General features: G+C 40.6%; 20 protein-coding genes. 3 read left to right on the forward strand and 17 right to left on the reverse strand.

Annotated features, from left to right (window positions below):
- Positions 1-108: 108 nt before the first annotated feature.
- The 11 genes from BLS33_RS16000 to BLS33_RS16050 form a co-directional block, all read right to left on the reverse strand.
- Positions 109-522: a TM2 domain-containing protein gene (locus BLS33_RS16000; protein ID WP_089891632.1), complete on the reverse strand. Its 414-nt coding sequence runs from the start codon at positions 520-522 to the stop codon at positions 109-111.
- Positions 523-573: 51 nt separating this feature from the next.
- Positions 574-960 carry a VOC family protein gene (locus tag BLS33_RS16005; protein ID WP_089891635.1) on the reverse strand — a complete coding sequence of 129 codons (387 nt, stop codon included), beginning with the start codon at positions 958-960 and terminating at the stop codon, positions 574-576.
- 3 nt (positions 961-963) lie between these two features.
- Positions 964-1,422 (reverse strand): DUF1801 domain-containing protein, encoded by a 459-nt coding sequence (locus tag BLS33_RS16010; protein WP_089891902.1) that lies wholly within the window; start codon positions 1,420-1,422, stop codon positions 964-966.
- Between the two features lie 209 nt (positions 1,423-1,631).
- A complete protein-coding gene (locus BLS33_RS16015; RefSeq protein WP_089891905.1) occupies positions 1,632-2,603 on the reverse strand; it encodes a 2-hydroxyacid dehydrogenase in 972 nt (323 codons plus the stop codon).
- Between the two features lie 245 nt (positions 2,604-2,848).
- Entirely contained in the window at positions 2,849-3,424 is a 576-nt protein-coding gene (locus BLS33_RS16020) for a hypothetical protein (protein WP_089891639.1), read from the reverse strand.
- A gap of 56 nt (positions 3,425-3,480) precedes the next feature.
- Positions 3,481-3,804, reverse strand: coding sequence for a patatin-like phospholipase family protein (locus BLS33_RS16025; protein WP_089891642.1), 324 nt, complete (start codon positions 3,802-3,804; stop codon positions 3,481-3,483).
- A gap of 77 nt (positions 3,805-3,881) precedes the next feature.
- Positions 3,882-5,234, reverse strand: a complete 1,353-nt coding sequence (mgtE, locus tag BLS33_RS16030) for a magnesium transporter (protein WP_089891645.1) — start codon at positions 5,232-5,234, stop codon at positions 3,882-3,884.
- A complete protein-coding gene (gene rsmA / locus BLS33_RS16035; protein ID WP_089891649.1) occupies positions 5,221-6,099 on the reverse strand; it encodes a 16S rRNA (adenine(1518)-N(6)/adenine(1519)-N(6))-dimethyltransferase RsmA in 879 nt (292 codons plus the stop codon). The genes mgtE and rsmA overlap by 14 nt, the downstream gene beginning before the upstream one ends.
- 18 nt (positions 6,100-6,117) lie before the next feature.
- On the reverse strand, positions 6,118-6,429 hold the full coding sequence (locus BLS33_RS16040) for a gamma-glutamylcyclotransferase family protein (RefSeq protein WP_089891652.1): 312 nt from the start codon (positions 6,427-6,429) through the stop codon (positions 6,118-6,120).
- A 5-nt stretch (positions 6,430-6,434) separates the two neighbouring features.
- Positions 6,435-6,746, reverse strand: coding sequence for a DUF4286 family protein (locus tag BLS33_RS16045; protein WP_089891655.1), 312 nt, complete (start codon positions 6,744-6,746; stop codon positions 6,435-6,437).
- A gap of 57 nt (positions 6,747-6,803) precedes the next feature.
- Positions 6,804-8,588, reverse strand: a complete 1,785-nt coding sequence (locus tag BLS33_RS16050) for a tetratricopeptide repeat protein (RefSeq protein ID WP_089891658.1) — start codon at positions 8,586-8,588, stop codon at positions 6,804-6,806.
- 202 nt (positions 8,589-8,790) lie between these two features.
- Here BLS33_RS16050 and BLS33_RS16055 point away from each other — a divergent pair, with 202 nt between their 5' ends.
- Complete coding sequence (locus BLS33_RS16055) at positions 8,791-9,102, forward strand: hypothetical protein (RefSeq protein ID WP_089891661.1); 312 nt, start codon at positions 8,791-8,793, stop codon at positions 9,100-9,102.
- A gap of 53 nt (positions 9,103-9,155) precedes the next feature.
- Here the strand turns inward: BLS33_RS16055 and serS are convergent, their stop codons facing one another.
- From serS to BLS33_RS16075, 4 genes are all read right to left on the reverse strand, one after another.
- Positions 9,156-10,427, reverse strand: a complete 1,272-nt coding sequence (serS, locus tag BLS33_RS16060) for a serine--tRNA ligase (protein WP_089891664.1) — start codon at positions 10,425-10,427, stop codon at positions 9,156-9,158.
- A gap of 146 nt (positions 10,428-10,573) precedes the next feature.
- Positions 10,574-11,740 (reverse strand): MFS transporter, encoded by a 1,167-nt coding sequence (locus BLS33_RS16065; RefSeq protein WP_089891908.1) that lies wholly within the window; start codon positions 11,738-11,740, stop codon positions 10,574-10,576.
- A gap of 8 nt (positions 11,741-11,748) precedes the next feature.
- Positions 11,749-13,071 (reverse strand): HTTM domain-containing protein, encoded by a 1,323-nt coding sequence (locus BLS33_RS16070; protein WP_089891667.1) that lies wholly within the window; start codon positions 13,069-13,071, stop codon positions 11,749-11,751.
- Positions 13,072-14,004, reverse strand: coding sequence for a bifunctional riboflavin kinase/FAD synthetase (locus BLS33_RS16075; RefSeq protein ID WP_089891694.1), 933 nt, complete (start codon positions 14,002-14,004; stop codon positions 13,072-13,074).
- Positions 14,005-14,057: 53 nt separating this feature from the next.
- On the opposite strand from BLS33_RS16075, the gene BLS33_RS16080 reads away from it, so the two are divergent.
- Together BLS33_RS16080 and BLS33_RS16085 are read left to right on the forward strand one after the other, a co-directional pair.
- The gene (locus tag BLS33_RS16080) at positions 14,058-17,828 is read left to right on the forward strand and encodes a reprolysin-like metallopeptidase (protein WP_089891696.1); all 3,771 of its coding nucleotides are present in this window, start codon (positions 14,058-14,060) and stop codon (positions 17,826-17,828) included.
- A complete protein-coding gene (locus BLS33_RS16085) occupies positions 17,825-18,502 on the forward strand; it encodes a hypothetical protein (RefSeq protein WP_089891698.1) in 678 nt (225 codons plus the stop codon). Before BLS33_RS16080 ends, BLS33_RS16085 begins: the two co-directional genes overlap by 4 nt.
- Positions 18,503-18,510: 8 nt before the next feature.
- Here BLS33_RS16085 and pth read toward each other — a convergent pair whose 3' ends face one another.
- Positions 18,511-19,140: an aminoacyl-tRNA hydrolase gene (gene pth, locus BLS33_RS16090; protein WP_089891911.1), complete on the reverse strand. Its 630-nt coding sequence runs from the start codon at positions 19,138-19,140 to the stop codon at positions 18,511-18,513.
- A gap of 86 nt (positions 19,141-19,226) precedes the next feature.
- On the reverse strand, positions 19,227-19,871 hold the full coding sequence (locus BLS33_RS16095; RefSeq protein WP_089891701.1) for a 50S ribosomal protein L25/general stress protein Ctc: 645 nt from the start codon (positions 19,869-19,871) through the stop codon (positions 19,227-19,229).
- Between the last annotated feature and the right edge of the window lie 46 nt (positions 19,872-19,917).

Genomic DNA, 19,917 nt, shown 5'->3' on the forward strand with positions numbered 1-19,917 from the left:
TTCACCTTATCCTATTTTTTTGAAATGCACTTTGCGACTAAAATATGGCCAAAGGGTTTTCAGCTCCGGAATTTGTTTCCTAAGCCAATCAAATCCGTACTTCGTCTTTTAGAACCAAGGTTTTCGGCCCACTTGATAGGTGTTGTAAAACTCCTCGTCAGATTTGGTGAGGTAAATAATGCCTTCGATCAAACCGATGACACCTGGGATCCAAACAAAAAGTAGTCCAATGGCAAAACACGATAGTACATAAGCCGCAATAGAAATACCTAATAAGATAAAACCTTCCTTCTGATACCCCAATATAAATTTATGTACTCCCAAAGACCCTAATAGAATGGCCAAGATACCGGCCAGCACTTTCTTGTTTTCCCCTCCGGTCCCACTAAAGGCCTCTTTAGCACTTTCGGTGAACTCATTGGCCGTTTTTTTTGCTTCATCAGCGAAGTCACTTGCTTTTTCTTTGGCACTGTCAAAGGCGTCTTCGGCCTTATCTTCAAAATCTTTATTATCTTCTGACATCACGGTTTGGTATTGGTTAATACAAATCTAAATGTAGCGAATATTTTGGAATCAAAGAAATGCGCTATCAATGGGTTCCCAGAGTTCCAGTTTGTTTCCCTCGGGATCCATTATCCAAGCGAATTTACCATAATCGTATTCTTCAATTTCTCCGACTATGGTCACGCCTTCCTTTTTCAGAACGTCAAGTAATTCAATCAGATTCTCTACTCTAAAGTTCATCATAAATGGTTTTTGACTAGGCTGAAAATAGGTAGTTTTTCCATCCATCGGACTCCATTGTGTCGAACAATCCTTGCCGTCTTTGTCTTTCCACCAAAAAGTACAACCGTATTGATCCGTTGCAAGTCCCAAGTGGTTTTTGTACCATTCCTTTGTTTTCTCTGGGTTATCGCTCTTGAAAAAGAATCCGCCCAGACCAGTTACCCTGTTCTTCATAGTTTACTTCTTTTTTATGTTTTTTTCATATAGCGTAATCCAATCATCGATTGTCATCTTGGTACACAGATCGGCGATTAGTTTGTAAGGAATATCATCCATTTTTTTAAAACGCACACAACTTTTGCCCATATCGAGTTTGTATTTGCACTGTCGGGCATATTCCGAGACAAACCAATCATATAATTTGGGATCCGCATATATGCCCGAATGATAAACTGCTATAAAATTTTTTTGAGAAGCCAAGTTTATGAAGGGTAGGGGCAATTTAGGGTCGCAATGATACCCATTAGGATAAATAGTGTGCGGCACCACATAGCCCAGCATACCATAACTCATTTGCTCTTCGAACCCTTTAGGCAGATTTTGAAGGATCACCGTTCTTATTTGTGAAACCACTTCTTGCCTTTCCTCAGGGAGTTGCGCGATGTAATCATCTGGGGAATCGGCTTTGTATTGCATGGCCATTAACTTTTGGGTTGAAGTATTAAATCTGAAACGATGAAAAATGATATATTCAATTATGAACACAATCAGACATGATGAAAAAGTTCTTTTTAACCCTTTATGCCGAAGTCTACGTCAAAGCATATTTACCGAGTTTAAAAAAGGTAAAACATGGCAGCGATTGAGCCCGAAAAAATAAGAACAGTTCGCTTCAGCTATTAAAGTTAGCAAAATTTTGCTTTGATTTTATTTACAACGGTTTGAGCCAGCTTTTCTTTGCTTTCTATTGTCCAGCCGGCCACGTGTGGGGTGAGTAACACCTTATCCGATTCGACCAGGTACTGAAAGGCCTCTGGCATTTTATTTTCTTGCTTCTCGCCAGTATTTGATGTTTCATGGGGTATAAACATGCTCTCAAAAGACGACTTTTCATATTCAAGCACATCGAGTCCGGCACCGAGAATTTTACCTGATTTCAATGCAACGACCAAATCTTTGGTTACCACACATTTGCCCCTGGCGGTATTGAATAACCAAAACGGTTTTTTAAAGGCATTGATGAATGCTTCATTAATCATTCCTATGGTGCTCTCGGTTTGCGGCACATGCAGACTCAGTACATCGGTTTTTTGTTGTAGTTCGAGAATACCGACCTGTCTGGCATTTTCATCGCACACCCCACCTAGAATATCATAACAGATAACCTCGACATCAAAGCCCCTAAGTTTTTTGGCAAAAGCTTTGCCCATATTGCCATAACCGACAATTCCGACTGTTTTACCATCGAGCTCAACACCACGATTGCCCTCCCGATCCCATTTTCCGGATCGTACCTCCTTATCGGCTTTGTTCAATTTATTGAATAAAGAAAGCAGCATGCCCAAGGTGTGTTCACCAACGGCATTACGGTTTCCTTCAGGGGCGGCAGCCAAGAAAATATCCTGTTCTTTGGCGTAACGGGTATCGATATTCTCCAATCCTGCGCCTAATCGGCCAATAAATTTTAAGTTAATAGCTTTTTCCAGAAAAGATTGGTCTATCGAAAAACGGCTACGTATGATGAGTCCGTCATACAGATGGATTTTATTCTCTATTTCCGTTTTTGATGAGGTATAATCCTCATCGTTCTCAAATCCTAAATCATTCAATTGTTGAATCAAAAGAGGGTGATTTGTATCTATATGTAAAACCTTCATTTTTTCTGTCATAGGTATTTTGGCCATTCTTCGGCATTTTAGATCTTCAATATAAGAACATCCTTGAAACTGCGAAAGGCGTTGGTTTATTTAAACCTTTTTGATACAGAATGTTTTTATATAATAATTATGAAATGGTACTATTAAATGGATGATTTACAGAAGAATAATTTTTTTGAATTTTGTTATATACAATTACAACCCCAACAATGGGGCATGTATGCGAGAGGAATCAAAAGTTTTTACTATACTATGGCTTGGTTGGAGTTCCAAGTGCCATCATTGACCTGTTTTTTTGATTCCTCGTACAGTTTTTTGAGACTTGCTTTATCCACGTCATAAACTCCTTGCATGATGCGGGGTAGATAGAAAGTTCCGTGGTCGAAAATATCCTTGCTTTCAATGGTCTTTTTCTCTTGTTCTTCATCATTCTTGGAAACCTCTGCATTGGTAATCTCTACATAGCGTTCAAGAATATTGAGTAAATTGCTTGGTACGAAATTTTTGGGAGTCAGAACCTGTCTGATATTATCTGGTTGGGAGAAGATACTTGTGGTTTCCGATATTTGGAACTCACTTTTTTCACTCGATAATATTTTGTTGGTCGGACTATGGTCTCGTACCCCGCCGTCGAATAAAAGTAGTTTTGGGAAGTCTATTGTTTCTCCTTCAAAATCATAAATGGGTCCGTTCATGGCAACCCCGGAAGTAAAAATGGGAATCGATGCCGATGCGTTAACGAATTTTAGGAAATTTTCATAAGAGACTGTCTTAAGATTGATATAGAATCGTTTTCCGGTATAAAAATCCACCGAACCCACAATGCAAATTGCTTTGGTGACATCTAATTTATAGGCTTCAAATTCGGTTCTTGAGATTACTTTGGCGATTGTTTTTCCAGATTGTTCTGCTCACCCAAGTAATGTTTCCCGCCAATTATTTTACAAATTGCATTCCACGTATTGAGTTTTCCGTTTTTCTTGATAGGAGAGGTGCTGAAAAAGTCATCCATTTCAAGGTTGAGAACCTGATTTTTTATTTCTTGTCGTTTGCCCAGAGCTAATGGTAACGCCAAAATGGCCCCGGCGGAAATTCCTGAAATTACATCGGGAATATACCCGCGGTCATAGATGATTGATTCTGCGATGCCGAAGAATCCGGCGATTTTAGTTCCGCCTCCTGAAATGCCCATTTGTTTCATAACTATGGTTTTAAGGTTGAAGGGGAAACGTAGAGCAATAAATATAACGAAAAATTTCTATCGAAAGTAAGGCAGGTTTAAATACCCAGAACGATCTTGGCGATCGAAAAATAGATCAAGATTCCAAAAATGTCGTTACTGGTAGTGATAAAGGGTCCTGTAGCTATTGCGGGGTCGATTCCTCTTTTATGGAGAAACAAGGGAATAAATGTGCCTATAAAGCCTGCCACTAAAATTACGGCAATCAGGGAAATAGATATGGCCAGAGCGACCAGAAATTCACCTTTCCAAAACCAAGTGAACAAAAGTAAAATAGCAGCCAAAATTACGCCATTCAATAAAGCCAAAAGCATTTCTTTGATCAATCGATTTCCCACACTCCCCTTGAGATCATCGTTGGCAAGACCTTGTACGATAATCGCGCTTGACTGTACGCCTACGTTACCGGCCATGGCCGCTATCAAAGGGGTAAAGAAAAATAAAATGGCGTGTTTGCTAATCATTGCCTCGAAACCACCCATGATAGCCGCTGCGCCCACGCCACCGACCAGCCCCAAGAACAGCCATGGCAAACGGGCACGGGTTAGATCCCAAATGCTATCATCGGCTTCCACGTCTTGTGAAATACCTGCAGCCATTTGGTAATCTTTTTCAGCCTCTTCTTTTATGACATCTACAATATCATCAATAGTAATTCTACCTACCAGACGACCAACTTCATCAATGACGGGAATGGCTTCCAAATCGTATTTGGACATTATTTTAGCAACCTCTTCGGGTTTTTCATTTACGTTTACCCAATCTACATTCGAAATGTATACATCTTTGATGTGCGTGGTAGTAGAAGTCGTCAGCAAATCTTTTAACGATAATCGACCTTTCAATCTTTCTTCATTGTCGACCACATAAATGGAATGCACCCGAGTAACGTTCTCGGCCTGGGCACGCATTTCTTTAACACAGGTCAGCACATTCCAGTTCTCATTGACCTTTACGAGCTCTTTGGCCATGAGACCGCCTGCCGAGTTTTCATCGTAGCGCAAAAGGTCTACAATGTCTTTGGCGTGTTCTCGATCTTCGATTTCCGAGATAACCTCTTGTACAATTTCTTTAGGAAGTTCACCAACGATATCCGCGGCGTCATCGGTATCTAGTTCACCAAGCTCTTCGGCAATCTCTTTTGAAGAAAGGTTGCTCAAAATAGCCTCACGAACATCCTCATCGACTTCGGTGAGAATATCGGAAGTTTTATCACTATCTAATAGTTTGATCAGATAAGTTGCTTCCTCTTCATCAAGTTCGTTGGCAATCTCTGCAATATCGGCATAATGTACCTCTTCCAAAAGCGCCTTGAGGTCGGCATTCTTTTGGTTTTCGATCAGCTGTTCGATTTCAGCTAAAAGCTCATCTGTGAGTTTAAATGGTGTCATTTGCTATTTTCTTCGTAAGCTCGGCAAAATCAGCTACGGCCAATTGCTCCGGACGAAGATCAAAGATAGCATCTTCTTTTAGATTATCTGAAAGGTCAAATGTTTTTAAACTGTTACGAATGGTCTTTCTACGATGATTAAATGCCGCTTTCACGACCCTAAAGAAAAGTTTTTCATCGCAATCTAGTTTGAAATTTTTCTTGCGAACCAACCGTATTACTCCCGATTCTACCTTGGGAGGAGGGTCAAAAACTTGGGGAGATACGGTAAAAAGATACTCTGCATCATAAAAGGCCTGTACCAGAACGGAAAGAATGCCAAAAGTTTTATTACCTCCTTTTTCACAAATGCGTTGGGCGACTTCTTTTTGGAACATTCCCGAAAATTCAGGTATTTGGTCACGATAGTCCAACATTTTAAAAACAATTTGCGTCGAAATATTATACGGAAAGTTGCCCGTAATGGCAAATTGGTCTTCCCCGAATAGGGTTTTGATATCAAACTTTAGAAAGTCTCCCTCAATAACCTTGAGCGAGCCCTTTCCGTTTAGAATTTCAGAATGCTCTAGCGCAAAACTATGATTGAGGTAGGTAATGGATTCCTCATCAAGGTCCATAGCGATCAAGTCGATATCACGCGATAATAAATATTTGGTCAACACCCCGGTACCCGGACCAATTTCGATAACTTTTTCATAATCATTTAACGACAGTGTTTCTGCAATTTGAAGCGCAATACTTTCGTCTTTTAAAAAATGTTGTCCCAAGTATTTTTTTGCTTTTACAGGGCTGCTACTCTTAAATTTAGGATTGTTTCCTTTTTCCGAATAATGGACTTTACCTTTCTTTCTTTTTTTCTTGGACATGCCCTGACATTTTATCAATTAATCCGTAGTGTTTTTTGCATATACCCAGGCTGACTTTCCAGATTGCAACACTACTTCTTTTCGTCTATAGGAGTTTCCTTCATAAACGTCTGTTTTTAGTAATTCCCTTTCCGATATTTCATATACCATACCGCAAATAACGTCAGTTTTTAATAATGAAGGTCGGATTACAGGATACTGGTCAAATATTTTCTGTTCTAGCATCACATAGCCTAATAGACAATCTTTCTTGCCTTTTAAGCTGCGGCCGTACAGGGCAGATTGAATTTTTTCCTCTTGCAAAGAACCATAAGTGAACATATGGGTCATGCTGCTCAATGTTCGCTTACAACTTCCAATTCGGTACGAAACGATACAAATTGGTTCGGGAAACGCTTGAGGGCATCCTCACGCAACCGAGATGCATCTTGGTCATAATAGCTCTGCAAGGTTTCCTTGTTGGCCGTGGTAAATTGTACCGAATAGGTCATGCCTCCCATTTCTTCTTCCACCAAAACTTTGCACATTTTTGCCGATAGAAACTTACCGGTGGCCAGCATGTCAGGTATGTGCGTTTCTTTCATCCATTGCAGCCATTGGTCATGAACGGCATTTTCAATATTGGTGGTTACGTTGTAGATATACATGTATTCAAATTAAAGTGTTCGCCTGGCTAAATTTGGACTAGCTTGCTCTTGTAAAAGTCAATTGATGCTGTCTCCCCTTAACATCCTGAAATTCTTACGGGCCTGTGGAAAATAGTAACTATCTTGATAGTTGTAAATTATTTTTTCATACTGGGCTTTTGCTTTTTCAGGTTCATGCATTATGTTTCGGTAGAGTTCGGCCAATGCAAAATGGGCATCATCTGCCAAAATTCCATTGCTATAGAATTCCGTAATCTTGATGTAGTTGAATTCTGCGGACTCGTAATCTTTTTGCTGCTCCAAAAGTTCACCTTGTTTTAACAAGGCCTCGTCCTCGATTTTTTCCCCTTTGTGGTTTTGTAAGATATCATCTAAAACCGCAATGGCTTCTTTGGTCTTGTTTTGATAGCCCAAGAGATCGGCGCGTGCATATTTTTTCAAGGCTGTTTGGGTAGAATCTTCCAGCGAGTTGTCGGATATTAAAAGGCTCAACTGCATGGCGTCATTGGCAATGAGCTGTGAGGTTGAACTCCGAAGCACTTTTAGTTGGGTTAGTGCCCAATCAAAATCACCCTTGTAAAAACTGGTCTGTGCCACTTTATAGCGCGCATTCTGTCCAAGCACATCGTTTTTGAGGTTTTGTTGCACTTGAGAGAAATAAATCAGTGCTTCGTTGAATTTTTTGCCGTAGACTAGAATATCGCCCAAGGCCAATTTTATAAAAGCCTTTCCGCGTTCGTTCAGGGGTAGTTCAAGACTTTTTTTTAGAATATCGATGGCGGCCTGTGGGGTGTCTCTTTTAAAGGTCAAAAAATTAGCATAGGCTATTTGGAGTTGCAGGGTTTTACCTTTGTACCGATGAATATCTATCAACTCGTCATATCTTTTTTGAATTTCTGAGAGGCTCTTTTCGTCGGCATCTAAAATTTGGATATCGATAAGGTTCAATTCTGCATTTAGTTGGGTGACTTCATCATTAGTGTTTTCTACAATATATTCAAAAATCGATTTTGCGACTGCTACCGCTCCCTCTTTCATGGCCATATCGCCGAGACTTTCCATGCGTTGCATGGAACTGCCTTCCATTCGCTTATAAATGGCTTTTTCTTGTCTAAATGCACTTGAATATTGTTTCTGTTGAACGAAAAGCCAACTTAAAAGTTCGTTCCACAAGAGATCGGGGTCTTTTTGCGCATGTTGTAGCAGTACCCTTTTTAATTTTATATTATTTTCGTTTTCGGGGTCAGCGGTAATAAAGGCGTCTATATTTCGTAATACATTCGATTTGGATGTTTTTCCCTCACTAATCAACCTAAGATACGATTCGTACATTTTATCGATATCGCCTTGTTCCCCATAGATGCGGGCCATATGGTAATTGTAATCTAGTTTGGGGTTCAGTTCCATGGCTTTGGAATAGGCCTTTAGAGCTTGGTCAAGCAAAGCGTACTTTTGAAAACGATAACCCACACCATATCCAAAATTCGGATTTTCATCGATTTTTGCAATGGCTTTTTCATAATATATCGTAGCCTCGTCCGGAAGGTCTTGCAATGTGAAATTGTATCCTAGTTCAATGAGTAGGGTAGGATAGGCATAATCGCCTTTGATGGCTTTTAACAAGAAGGCTTCGGCATCTTTATAGCGCTCCAGTTGCTGATAACAGGCAATGAGTGCTTCAGCATAATCGGTTCTTCGCGGATTTTTATCCAACAATTTTTCATAAAAAACTACCGCTTTTTCAAAGTCGCCATCATTAAAATATTGTTTGGCCAAGAAATCATCTTGGGCCAATGCCAATTGCACGAAGCAGAAAGCCAAAATGAAGAGAAATTGCTTCAAATCAAGTTTTTTGTAAAGATACGCAGATTATTTATGGTTGGCGCTCGGGTATTTAAAACGGGTAGAGCGGTAATCCTCATTTTTATTCCATCCATACAAAATTATTGGCCAGCCGTACAACGAGGTATTAACGGCCAACTATCTTACATTATTTTTATAAAACTAGATATATAATGTAGTAGTAATATTAAACTTAATAAAAATGGCAGCATTTAGAAAAAACTGTGAACGCTACGCAGCGTTCCTATATCCGAACGGAGAAAATTCTGGAAGAATCAATTTGTATTGTGCAGATGGTTATAGGCTTTATCTTATTTTTAGAGATGGTGCTTTACCTGCAAACACTTACAATGAAAGCATCAAAACCGGTGTGGGTTATCAACCTATAGATCGATTTAGTGACTATGTCGATTTGGTAAGAAACGAAAAACCAATATCCGTCACTTTTAACACCACGAACAAAAACTATGTGGTTTATGCTTCAGGAGAGGAAGTCGGCGAAGGAGAAATGTAATCTTCGAAATTCATGGGTATTGTAACTATTTACGGTACCCATGGAATTTGTTTCTACTTTATCATGTCGAAACCACAATAAGGCACCAAGACTTCAGGAATTTGAATTCCTTCGGCCGTCTGGTAGTTCTCTAAAATTCCAGCTAAGACCCGTGGTAGTGCCAAAGCGCTTCCATTTAGCGTGTGGGCCAATTGCGACTTTCCGTTTTCATCTTTATACCGAAGTTTAAGTCGGTTGGCTTGGTAGGTTTCGAAATTCGAAACCGAACTTATTTCCAGCCATCGGTCTTGCGCTGTTGAAAAGACTTCGAAATCATAAGTTAGGGCGGCAGTAAAGCCAAGATCTCCGCCACAAAGACGCAAAATGCGATAAGGAAGTTTCAGCTCCCTTAAAATATTTTTCACGTGCTCGACCATACCATCTAGTGCATCAAACGATTTTTCGGGATGTTCAACACGTACGATTTCTACTTTGTCAAATTGATGCAAGCGATTTAAGCCACGTACGTGGGCACCATAGCTTCCTGCTTCCCTTCTGAAGCAAGGGGTATAAGCCGTCATGCAAATAGGAAAATCTTGTTCATTGACAATTTCGTCCCTAAAAATATTGGTTACGGGAACTTCGGCCGTTGGTATTAAATAGAGGTCATCTGCACCTATATGATACATTTGCCCTTCTTTATCGGGCAATTGTCCGGTGCCATAGCCAGATGCTTCATTGACCATATGGGGCACTTGCATTTCGGTGTAGCCAGCTTCTGTATTTTTATCCAAGAAATAAGTAATCAGGGCACGTTGTAGTCTGGCACCTTTTCCTTTGTACACAGGAAAACCCGCTCCCGCAATTTTTACACCGAGTTCAAAATCTATGATGTCATACTTTTTTGCCAGCTCCCAATGCGGTAAAGAACCTTCTTTCAAAACGGGGATATCACCTTCTTTAAAGACTTCTTCGTTGTCGTCTTCGGTGCTTCCGGCGGGTACTGACTCGTGGGGTACATTCGGTATTTGATAGAGCAGTTGCTGCAATTGCTCGGTTATGGCATTTAACTCGTCACCAAAGCGCTTTGAGTCTTCTTTAAGAGTGCCGGTTTTTTCCTTTAAAACATTGGCTTCTTGTGCTTTTCCCGTTTTGTAGAGGTTGCCGATTTCCTTAGATAGCTTATTGCTTTCTGCCAAGGTATTATCTAGTTCGGTTTGAGTCGATCGTCGCTTTTCATCCAATAGGAGCACACTGTCGACGATGGGGGCCGCATCGATGTTCCGTTTTTGCAAAGCGGCTATGATTGTATCTTTATTATCTCTTAAAGTTTGAAGCTGCAACATTCTTTCCTGATTTTACGGTGCAAATTTATACTAATCTTCCGATTATAAACGGATACTTGGTGTACTGTTATGGTAAAATACGTGAATTTGTACGAATTTTATCCATTTTAAGACTGATGGGAATGAAGTTGAGCGATACCCCCTGGTTATTCGACAGGTTTTTTGAAAAGTAAATGAAATACCAATACCAACAGGGAATAGACAAGTCCCAAAGTGGCTACACCCGTCCATTTATAGGTTTCCCAAGCCAAGGCTCCTGTAACGGTTCCTAGCGCTCCTCCGATAAAGTAGCCGACCATATAGATGGTATTTACGCGATTTCGCGCTTCTGGATTTCTAGAGAAAATGATATTCTGATTCGTAATATGAAGCGATTGTAGCGCCATATCGATTAAAAGGACCCCTATGATCAAACCAAAAATTGATTTTTCAGAAAATAGAAATATGACCCAAGATAGAATCATAACCATTGATGCTATGGTAATAAGCAAATTTTTATTCAAGTGATCGCTCATTTTTCCGACTTTTGAAGCGGCAAGAGCGCCGAAGATTCCTAAAATACCGAAAGATCCGGTTACCGTGCTACCATAATTAAAAGAATCTTCCATCAAGAAAACCAAGGTAGTCCAGAAGGCACTGAATCCAGCAAAACCCAATCCTCCCCTCAAAGCGGCCAATCGTACCGAACGCTCTTTTTTGAAGTAATGTAGTATTGACTTCATGAGTTTTACATAGGTTCCTTTAAAATCGGGGTGAAGTTCTGGCAGATGTATTTTTAGTAAAACCCAATAGATAATCATAAGGCCCGAAGCCAAGTAATACATGCTTCGCCAACCATAATGTTCACCAACGAACCCGCTTATGAACCTGCTGCCTAGGATACCGATCAATAGACCGCTCATGACAATACCAATGGCGCGACCCACACTATTTTTATCGGCGAGTAAGGCAGCCATAGGAACGAATAATTGCGGAATTACCGACGAGGCACCAATGAAAAAGCTTGCAACAGTCAGCATAAGTAGCGATTTGGCTGTGGCAGCAAGAAGTAGTGAGAGTACAATGGCCAGAAAATCGACCATTATTATTCTTTTATGGGAAATTTTATCTCCCAAGGGGATAATGAACAGCAAGCCAAAAGCATAGCCCAATTGCGTAAAGAGAGGTATATTACTTACTTTCGATTCTGAAACTCCAAATGTATTGGCAATTTGGTTTAATAGGGGTTGATTGTAGTAATTATTGGCCACTACCAGTCCGGCCCCAATGGCCATTAGATATAAAAGGGAGTTGGTCAATTTCTTTTCGCCCATGGTTCTCTTTAGTTTGTTGGGGCTGATGGCAGTATCCAATCATGGTGTTTGAAATGATGCCAGCGTTCGCTGGCCAAATCTACCTTTGGGTCTATAAAGGCCCTGTAAGGTTTACCGTTAACACTTACTTTGGAGTTTAAAACGAACACTGAAATGTCTTCTCCTTTTTGAGCGTATTCTTTTTTTAATTGCTGGGCAAATTGCCATATAAAATCGGGATAAGCTCCAATCTTTTGTTTCTGTTTCGAGGTCAGATAGTCATTTAGGTCTACAATCGTCGATTTATTCTTTTCTCGGTTCACGACCTTGAATTGTATTTTGCCGCTTCGATTTCGTAGCATCATGCGCCAGCTCATGCGATGGCCTTCTTCTGTCCAAAGCACATCATCTTTAATAAAATAGTGCCGCAGGGGTAATGCTAACTGAATCAAAAAATAGAGGCTTCCGCCGAAAAGCGCAATATTTTTATAGGACGGTGGACTGAACTCCTGCTTTGTATAAGGTTTTTTTCCTTTGAAAAAGAGTTGTCTTATGGTTTCGGGTTCGAAAAAGAATACACTAAAGGCGAGAGCTAAATAGGGAAAAATTCCAATTTGAAAAACAACGGAATTAAAAACATGAAAAAATAGGGATGCGAAAAAGGCTATTTTTCGCGTCGGTCGCCATAAAAGCGCGGGTACGATCAGTAGGTCAAACAAAATGCCCATAACCCCTACTATCCGATGCATCCAAGGTTGTTGAAGCATCTCGCCGATCAGGTAATAATCTGCCTTGCTTTGCATTAATATCTTGATGATTCTGAAATCGACCCAATCTCCGTACATTTTGGCAATAGCGGCATAAGTGTATACGATGAATAGTTGAAGTACTATTATCCATTTGACGTAAGAGTACATCGCATCGGTCTTCAAGGCTGTATTTTTTTTAGCATCACAAGAGTAGTTCTGGTTTGCTGGAAAAAAACACATAAAAAATGAGATTAATATAAGTAGGTAGTAATGATTGTTGTAGGATGTTTTTTGCATTAAATAGACACCTGTCCACAATATGGTGAATGCAATAATGCTGAATCGGTATTTGTACCCCAAGGCAATACAGAGACCCAAGGTTCCCATGACAAAGAAATACAAATACATGCCGTTTCCGGGTAACGGTTGTAGCCATTCAAAGCCTATGAAGTTAAAGGTGAAACGAGGTTCGACCAAGGTGCGTTGAATCCAGCCGGTGACCATGGCGCCATAGCATTCTAAAGCCACTAAAATTCCAAATATTATTCGGAAAATGATCAATGGGGAATTATCGATTTTCGAAAAAAGCCACCGGTCTAGCATTTATTGTCTTATGAAAGCAAGCGAAGTTTTTTTGTCTTTTTGAAGCTGTATTTTTAGGGCATCGATAGAATCGAACTTGTGTTCATCACGAATACGCTTCAAAATATCAACCTGTATAGTAGTCTCGTAGAGATTTTCATCAAAATTCAGATAATGGACTTCAATGCTCTTCTCGGCTCCATTTCCTGCCACTGTAGGATTGTAGCCTATGTTCATCATTCCGTATACCACTTTATTCTTAATGGTGCTCTTACAAACGTATACGCCATTTTTAGGAATCAACTTGTATGATTCTTCAATGAAAACGTTGGCCGTAGGAAACCCAAGCTGCCTACCTAGACCCTTGCCCTTTTTTACAGTGCCCGTCAGCATATATTTATAGCCCAAATATTTATTGGCCGTAAGTATATCACCTGTTTCAAGTGCTTTCCGTATTTTGGTGGAGCTGACTGAAACATCATTGATTTCTTGCGCGGGTATTTCCTCTACTTCGAAATCCAATGCGTTGCCAAAAGCTCTTAAGTCGTTAATGTTGGCGGTTCTATTTCTGCCAAAACGATGGTCGTAGCCAATAATAATTTTCTTGGTCTTAAGGCTGTTTACAAGAATATCCCTCACAAACTCAGTTGCCGATAATCGCGAAAACTCTTTTGTGAACGGGTGTATGATCAACTGGTCGATTCCAAATTCCTTGAGTATATTGGTTTTTTCAGAAACGGTATTCAGAAGTTTTATATTGGTGTCTTTCTGAAGTACCATTCTTGGATGTGGAAAAAAAGTAAGCACAGTCGATTTAAGCTCCGTTTCGGCACAGCTTTTGATTAAACGATCCAAGATTTTACGATGCCCAATATGCACGCCGTCAAAAGTGCCAATGGTGATGGCCGTGGAATGCTTTTTGTCGTATTTGGAGATGCTTTGGACTGTTACCACGTACTAAAAATAATAAAAAGACTTATATTTGATTCTGAGTGAAAAACCCCTTGATGGCTACAAAACTACGTCTAGTTTTTTCAATTACCATACTATTTCTTTCCTTTTACGGCACGGCACAGCGTAATTTTTGGAAACAGGAAGCTTTACAAAATGATGTAAAGGGAAAAATGTTGGAGCGTTTTGAACTTAAAAAAGGAAAAGCATTTTCTTTAGACGAGAAAGCTTTTAAGCGGGGGTTGGAAACTTTTCCAGCAGCTAAAAGCTCTTTTAAAACAGTTTATTTTCCGGATGAAAATGGAGAGCTCATACCCTTTCTGGTTTCGGAAGCCCAAGTACTAGCTCCTGAACTTGCCGCCAAATATCCATCTATAAAATCGTATAAAGGGCGCAGTCTGAAGAATGCGAATGACGTTATACGATTCAGTGTTTCGCATAAGGGTATACAGAGCATGGTCGTACATGGTGATGGGCAAAGCAGTACTTTTTTGCAAAAAGTTGGTGAGAATGCATATATGGCCTATAATAGGGATGCCAATAGTACTGAAGATATTGACTTCATCTGTGACACAGGGTCTATAGCAGGAAAGCAGTTACAAACCACCACGCAAAAGTTGGTCAATGATAAGATTCTTAGAAAATTTAGATTGGCGGTATCTGCCTCAGCTGAATATACACAATTCCACGGCGGAGAAGTCGTCGATGCCCTTGCTGCCATCAATGCCACTGTGACGAGAATCAATCAGGTTTTTGAGAGGGATTTGGCTGTTACACTTCAGCTTGTTGCAAATACCGATGAGGTGATTTTTACCGATGAAGAAAAAGACCCTTATGACGGTAACCTGAATTCTGAAGTTCAGAATACGCTCAGAAATATTATTGGAGAAGAGAATTATGATATAGGCCATTTGTTTCACGACGATGATCCCGGTGGCAATGCGGGTTTTGTAGGTTCTGTCTGTGTAGATGATAAAAAAGGTAGTGCCTATGCATCGAGCCCCAGTCCTGAGGGAGACCTATATGATCTTGATTTTGTTGCCCACGAAATGGGCCATCAACTTGGTGCCAACCATACCTGGTCTTTTGAATCTGAGGGCACACAGGTGCAGGCGGAGCCAGCGAGTGGTACTACGATTATGGGCTATGCCGGTATAACTGGGGTCAACAACGTCGCTTCGAACGGCAGTGATTATTTTCATCATAACAGCATTGTACAGATTTCTAGCTATTTGGCAAGCATCGGATGTGCTGAAATAATGAATCTTGACAATAACCCACCTGCAATAATTCCTATTGGAAATTTTGTGATTCCTAGGTCCACGGCATTTATACTCGAAGGGAGTGCGTCAGACCCCGATTCGGGCGATGTATTGAGTTATACATGGGAACAAATCGATGATGGAGTCGTGACACAGGCCACTTTCGGACCAACAAATCCGAGTGGGGCGAACTTTCGGTCGCTGCCACCTTCATTATCCCCAAAAAGATACTTTCCGAAGTTGACGAGCATATTATCAGGCAATCTTACCCAAACCATGCCCCTTGTAAATTCTAACTGGGAAACTGTTTCAGATGTAGGAAGGGAAATGAACTTTGCCTTAACTGTTCGTGACAATGCTCTTGGAGGCGGACAGGTGGTATCCGACGTGGTCAACGTTGCCGTGGTAGGTGGTGCAGGTCCTTTTATCGTTACTTCCCAAGCTGAAAGTGAGACGTATATTGCAGGTGATGTACAGCATATAATTTGGGATGTAGCCGAAACCCATAAAGCGCCTGTTCTTGCACAAACTGTAGATATACTGCTTTCTACTGATGATGGGCTCACGTTTCCCATTGTCTTGGCGGAAGATGTGCCGAATGATGGTGACCATAAAATAATTGTCCCGAATAACCCTACTTCCAAGGCTCGTATTATGGTCAGGGCCCATGATAATATTTTTTTTGCCGTCAACACCGCTAATTTTTCGATAACAGCATCACAAATTCTCCTCGATTTCGACAAGTTGGAATATGAGGTATGCCAACCCGACGATTTGGTGGTGACATTTAATTATGAACCCGTCTTGGATTTTACTGAGGAGACCACTTTTACCGTGGTTTCACCTCCGACCGGACTAGATATTACTTTTTTCCCCGAAACCGCTACGAGTAATAATACTTCAGTTGACCTGATTTTGAGCAATACTGGAGCGGTTTCAGAAGATAACTACAATATTGAAGTTCTTGCAACTTCTTCAAGTGTGACGAAAAAAGTGGTTTTGGAGGTGAGCATCTATGATGCCGATTTTCCAGATGTAGCGTTGCTCTCACCGGCAAATGGTCTCGAAGATACTTCTACGGGAATGCCATTGGAATGGGAGAGTGACAGTTCATATACCTCCTATGAGGTAGAGATATCTACTGACACCTCATTCAATACGATTGTCGAATCTGCGACCGTATTTTCAAATACCTATAGACCATCGGGGTTGATAAATGCAACCACATACTTTTGGAGGGTGAAGCCGATAAATGCTTGTGGAGATGGGGACTTCGGGCCGCCATTTGGTTTTACCACAGTTCAGTTTAGTTGTAAAAATAAAGAGAGTGATGGGTTACCAATCGAGATAACGCCAATTGGGAAACCAACGATAACTTCGAGTATTACCTTTTTAGAGGATTTGCCTTTGGCGGATATCAATGTGAATCTTACCGTGGATCATACTTTTCTCTCTGATCTCGCGATAAGTTTGACCTCCCCAGCGGGAACTACCGTGGTACTTGTTTCCAGTAGTTGTGGAGACCTCGAAAATATAAATGCCACTTTTGATGATGATGCAGACAGTTTTGAATGCGATGGCAAGCCAGCAATAAGCGGAACGGTTAAACCATTAGGTTCCTTAGATGCTTTTAAGGGCGAATCGATTTTAGGTAAATGGGTTTTAGAGGTTTCAGATAACGTTCAATCCGATGGCGGTGCGCTCAGGGCTTTCTCTTTGGATGTTTGTGTGGAAGGTGAATTCAGGCCTGATGCCGATAAAGATGGCATTTATGACGATGGTGACGATGCATGTCTGGGAACCGCTGAGGGCCAAGAGGTCGATGCCAACGGATGTGCGGTTTACAGGTTCCCTAGCACTAATTTTTCTATTTCCGTACAGAGCGAATCTTGTAGAAACAACAATGATGGGCAACTGAGTATTGTTCCCCAAATCGACTTGGAATATTCGGTTACCGTCACGGGAAATGGGGTCAATATTACTGAAGACTTTTCACGCACTTACACACTGGAGAATTTGGCGGCAGGTACTTATATGGCATGTATTAATGGAACCGATGGGAGTTTGAAATATCTTGAACATTGTTTTGAAGTAGTTGTTACACAACCAGAACCTTTAGTGGTTACTTCAAAAACCAGCCAAGATGGAAAATACGTGCAATTGAATTTGCAAGGTGCAGCTATCTATACAATTGACTTGAATGGAGAATTGCTGCAGACCGAGGCAAGCGAACTATTTCTGCCCTTGCAAAATGGTTCCAACAGTCTTAAAGTATATGGTGAGTTACCATGTCAGGGGGTTTATGTGGAAAAGTTTATAACATCCGACCAACCTTTTATTTATCCGAATCCATTTAGAGCTTCGACGAATATCTTCTTAGGTATGGTGGTCGAAAAAGTTGAGATAACTATCTATGGGGCCAGTGGTCAATTGGTTAAAAGTGGAAGTTATATAGTTGACAGCGCAGAAATGACACTTGATTTTGATGCCTTGCCTGCTGGGATGTATTTTGTAAACTTTATTGGAGGAAAAGTGCAGGGAACACTAAAAGTTATAAAACAATGAGAGTATTTTCGGTAATTATAGTCGGTATGCTGTTGTTTGGTTGTAAAAAGGATGCTCCGAAGTCACCGGAGGCAGTGTTATTGTCCTTACCAGCAAAAAACACAGAGTGTGCCCCGGTTCAAACTTCTAGTGAATCGGCCAATGTTGTTCGATTTACATGGTTGGCGGCCGATCATGCTGAAACTTATGAACTTCGGGTGACTAATTTAAACACGGGTACAACACAGACCAAGAGTACCCAGTTACTTTCCGAGACACTGCCATTACAGAAGGGTACACCTTTCTCTTGGGTAGTTATTTCAAAAAACACAAAAGTGCAAAAAACGAGTACGAGTGAAAAATGGATGTTTTACAATCCTGGTGCACAAACTTCATATGCCCCTTTTCCTGCTGAGATAATATCGCCAAAATTAAGCGAATCTGTTTTTAAGGACATTAATAATGAGATTACCCTTGAATGGTCGGGGTTTGATCTAGATAACGATATCGCCGATTTTGATTTATATTTTTCTACCGAAACGCCCCCAGCCACGCTAATTGGTACATTCGCCTCAGGAAGTTCAGCTAAAAAGGTGAGTGTCTCGTCAAAGACGGTATATTATTGGAAGGTGGTTACTAAAGATGAAAATGGTAATACCTCCGATTCAGGGATTTTTAGTTTTAAAGTCTTTTAAAGAATAGATCATGTTCCGTTAAAAGTGTTCATAGTGTTTTTAATTCCCCCCAAAACAAAAGAATTAATGAGTTCGGCCGATTTAGAAAGGCGCTCCCCCATCTTTTTCTTTTCTTCCTCATTCCATTCGCCCAATACGTAATCTACCTGTCTTCCCTTGCCAAAATCAGAGCCTACGCCAAAACGGAACCTGTTATAGGAAGTAGTCTGTAAAAATAATTGGGTGTCTTTTAATCCATTATGTCCACCATCACTTCCTTTGGTTTTTACGCGAATCGTTCCAAAGGGTAAATTAATGTCGTCGGTTACCACAAGAATGTTTTCCAAAGGAATTTTCTCTTTGTCCATCCAATATTTTATGGCTTTTCCACTTAGGTTCATGTATGTGGAAGGTTTTAGACAAAGTACACTTCGCCCTTTAATTTTATAGGAACCAACGGCACCAAGCTTGGCTATTTCAAATGAAAATTGTTCTTTTTCGGCCAAGGCGTCTAAAATCTTGAATCCGATATTATGTCGGGTTTCTGCATATTCGGCACCGATATTTCCGAGACCGATGATCAAAAATTTTTTCATGGCTTCTGTTTCCGCAAGTAATGCCTTTTTATTTGTGAATATTGATTTTAAGAAGTGCAGCATGATGATATGAAATGGATAAAAATACAAAAGCATCCGGATAGCTGATTCATCAGGATGCTTTCGTATTAAAACTATACTAGTTTTTACTAGCTTTCAGCGCCTTCGGCAGTTGCCTCTGCTCCTTCAGCAGTTGCTTCTTCTCCTTCAACTCCTTCTTCATCTTCATCGTCACTAACCACTACGGCCGCACGTTGCGTTTTAACCTGTACCACCACTGTTGAATCTGGGTGAAGAATGGTAAAATCGTCATTTAATAAAGACTCAACAAGAATGTTGTCGCCAATTTTCAATTTTGAAATGTCAACATCGAAGAAATCGGGTAAGTTAGCCGGCAAAGCCTTAAGGGCGAGCTTCCTTTTTCTAAACAATAATCGACCACCATTACGTACCCCTGGTGAGTTGCCTTGCAACCTAACAGGTATATCCATGGTGATTTCCTTGTCTTTGAATAATTGGTAAAAATCGACATGTAAAATTCTATCCGACACTGGGTGGAATTGGATGTCTTGCATGATGGCATCTACTTTTTCACCATTATCCAACTCAATCACGACTGTGTGCGCGTTGGGGGTGTATACCAAATCTCTGAACTCTAGTTCGTGTGCTGTTAAATGCAATGGTTTTTCCCCTCCGTACACTACGCAAGGAACCTTTCCAGCATTACGTAGGGCCTTCGTTGCCTTTTTGCCCACGCTTTCTCTTTCTGATCCTTTAATTGTAATTGACTTCATTATATATATTAAAAATTAATAATTCGCTGTTTTGATCTTCTCAAGA

This window comes from Kriegella aquimaris (assembly GCF_900103215.1).
In the GTDB taxonomy this organism is placed as follows: domain Bacteria; phylum Bacteroidota; class Bacteroidia; order Flavobacteriales; family Flavobacteriaceae; genus Kriegella; species Kriegella aquimaris.

Bases quoted from the DNA above. Each gene is read 5' to 3' on its own strand.
- BLS33_RS16080 (WP_089891696.1), top strand. From the start codon at position 14,058: ATGGCTACAAAACTACGTCTAGTTTTTTCAATTACCATACTATTTCTT.
- rsmA (WP_089891649.1), bottom strand. From the start codon at position 6,099: ATGTCCAAGAAAAAAAGAAAGAAAGGTAAAGTCCATTATTCGGAAAAA.
- BLS33_RS16055 (WP_089891661.1), top strand. From the start codon at position 8,791: ATGGCAGCATTTAGAAAAAACTGTGAACGCTACGCAGCGTTCCTATAT.
- pth (WP_089891911.1), bottom strand. From the start codon at position 19,140: ATGCTGCACTTCTTAAAATCAATATTCACAAATAAAAAGGCATTACTT.
- BLS33_RS16045 (WP_089891655.1), bottom strand. From the start codon at position 6,746: ATGTATATCTACAACGTAACCACCAATATTGAAAATGCCGTTCATGAC.
- BLS33_RS16065 (WP_089891908.1), bottom strand. From the start codon at position 11,740: ATGGGCGAAAAGAAATTGACCAACTCCCTTTTATATCTAATGGCCATT.
- BLS33_RS16040 (WP_089891652.1), bottom strand. From the start codon at position 6,429: ATGACCCATATGTTCACTTATGGTTCTTTGCAAGAGGAAAAAATTCAA.
- BLS33_RS16085 (WP_089891698.1), top strand. From the start codon at position 17,825: ATGAGAGTATTTTCGGTAATTATAGTCGGTATGCTGTTGTTTGGTTGT.
- BLS33_RS16005 (WP_089891635.1), bottom strand. From the start codon at position 960: ATGAAGAACAGGGTAACTGGTCTGGGCGGATTCTTTTTCAAGAGCGAT.
- mgtE (WP_089891645.1), bottom strand. From the start codon at position 5,234: ATGACACCATTTAAACTCACAGATGAGCTTTTAGCTGAAATCGAACAG.
- BLS33_RS16010 (WP_089891902.1), bottom strand. From the start codon at position 1,422: ATGCAATACAAAGCCGATTCCCCAGATGATTACATCGCGCAACTCCCT.
- BLS33_RS16025 (WP_089891642.1), bottom strand. From the start codon at position 3,804: ATGAAACAAATGGGCATTTCAGGAGGCGGAACTAAAATCGCCGGATTC.
- BLS33_RS16095 (WP_089891701.1), bottom strand. From the start codon at position 19,871: ATGAAGTCAATTACAATTAAAGGATCAGAAAGAGAAAGCGTGGGCAAA.
- BLS33_RS16070 (WP_089891667.1), bottom strand. From the start codon at position 13,071: ATGCTAGACCGGTGGCTTTTTTCGAAAATCGATAATTCCCCATTGATC.
- BLS33_RS16000 (WP_089891632.1), bottom strand. From the start codon at position 522: ATGTCAGAAGATAATAAAGATTTTGAAGATAAGGCCGAAGACGCCTTT.
- serS (WP_089891664.1), bottom strand. From the start codon at position 10,427: ATGTTGCAGCTTCAAACTTTAAGAGATAATAAAGATACAATCATAGCC.
- BLS33_RS16015 (WP_089891905.1), bottom strand. From the start codon at position 2,603: ATGAAGGTTTTACATATAGATACAAATCACCCTCTTTTGATTCAACAA.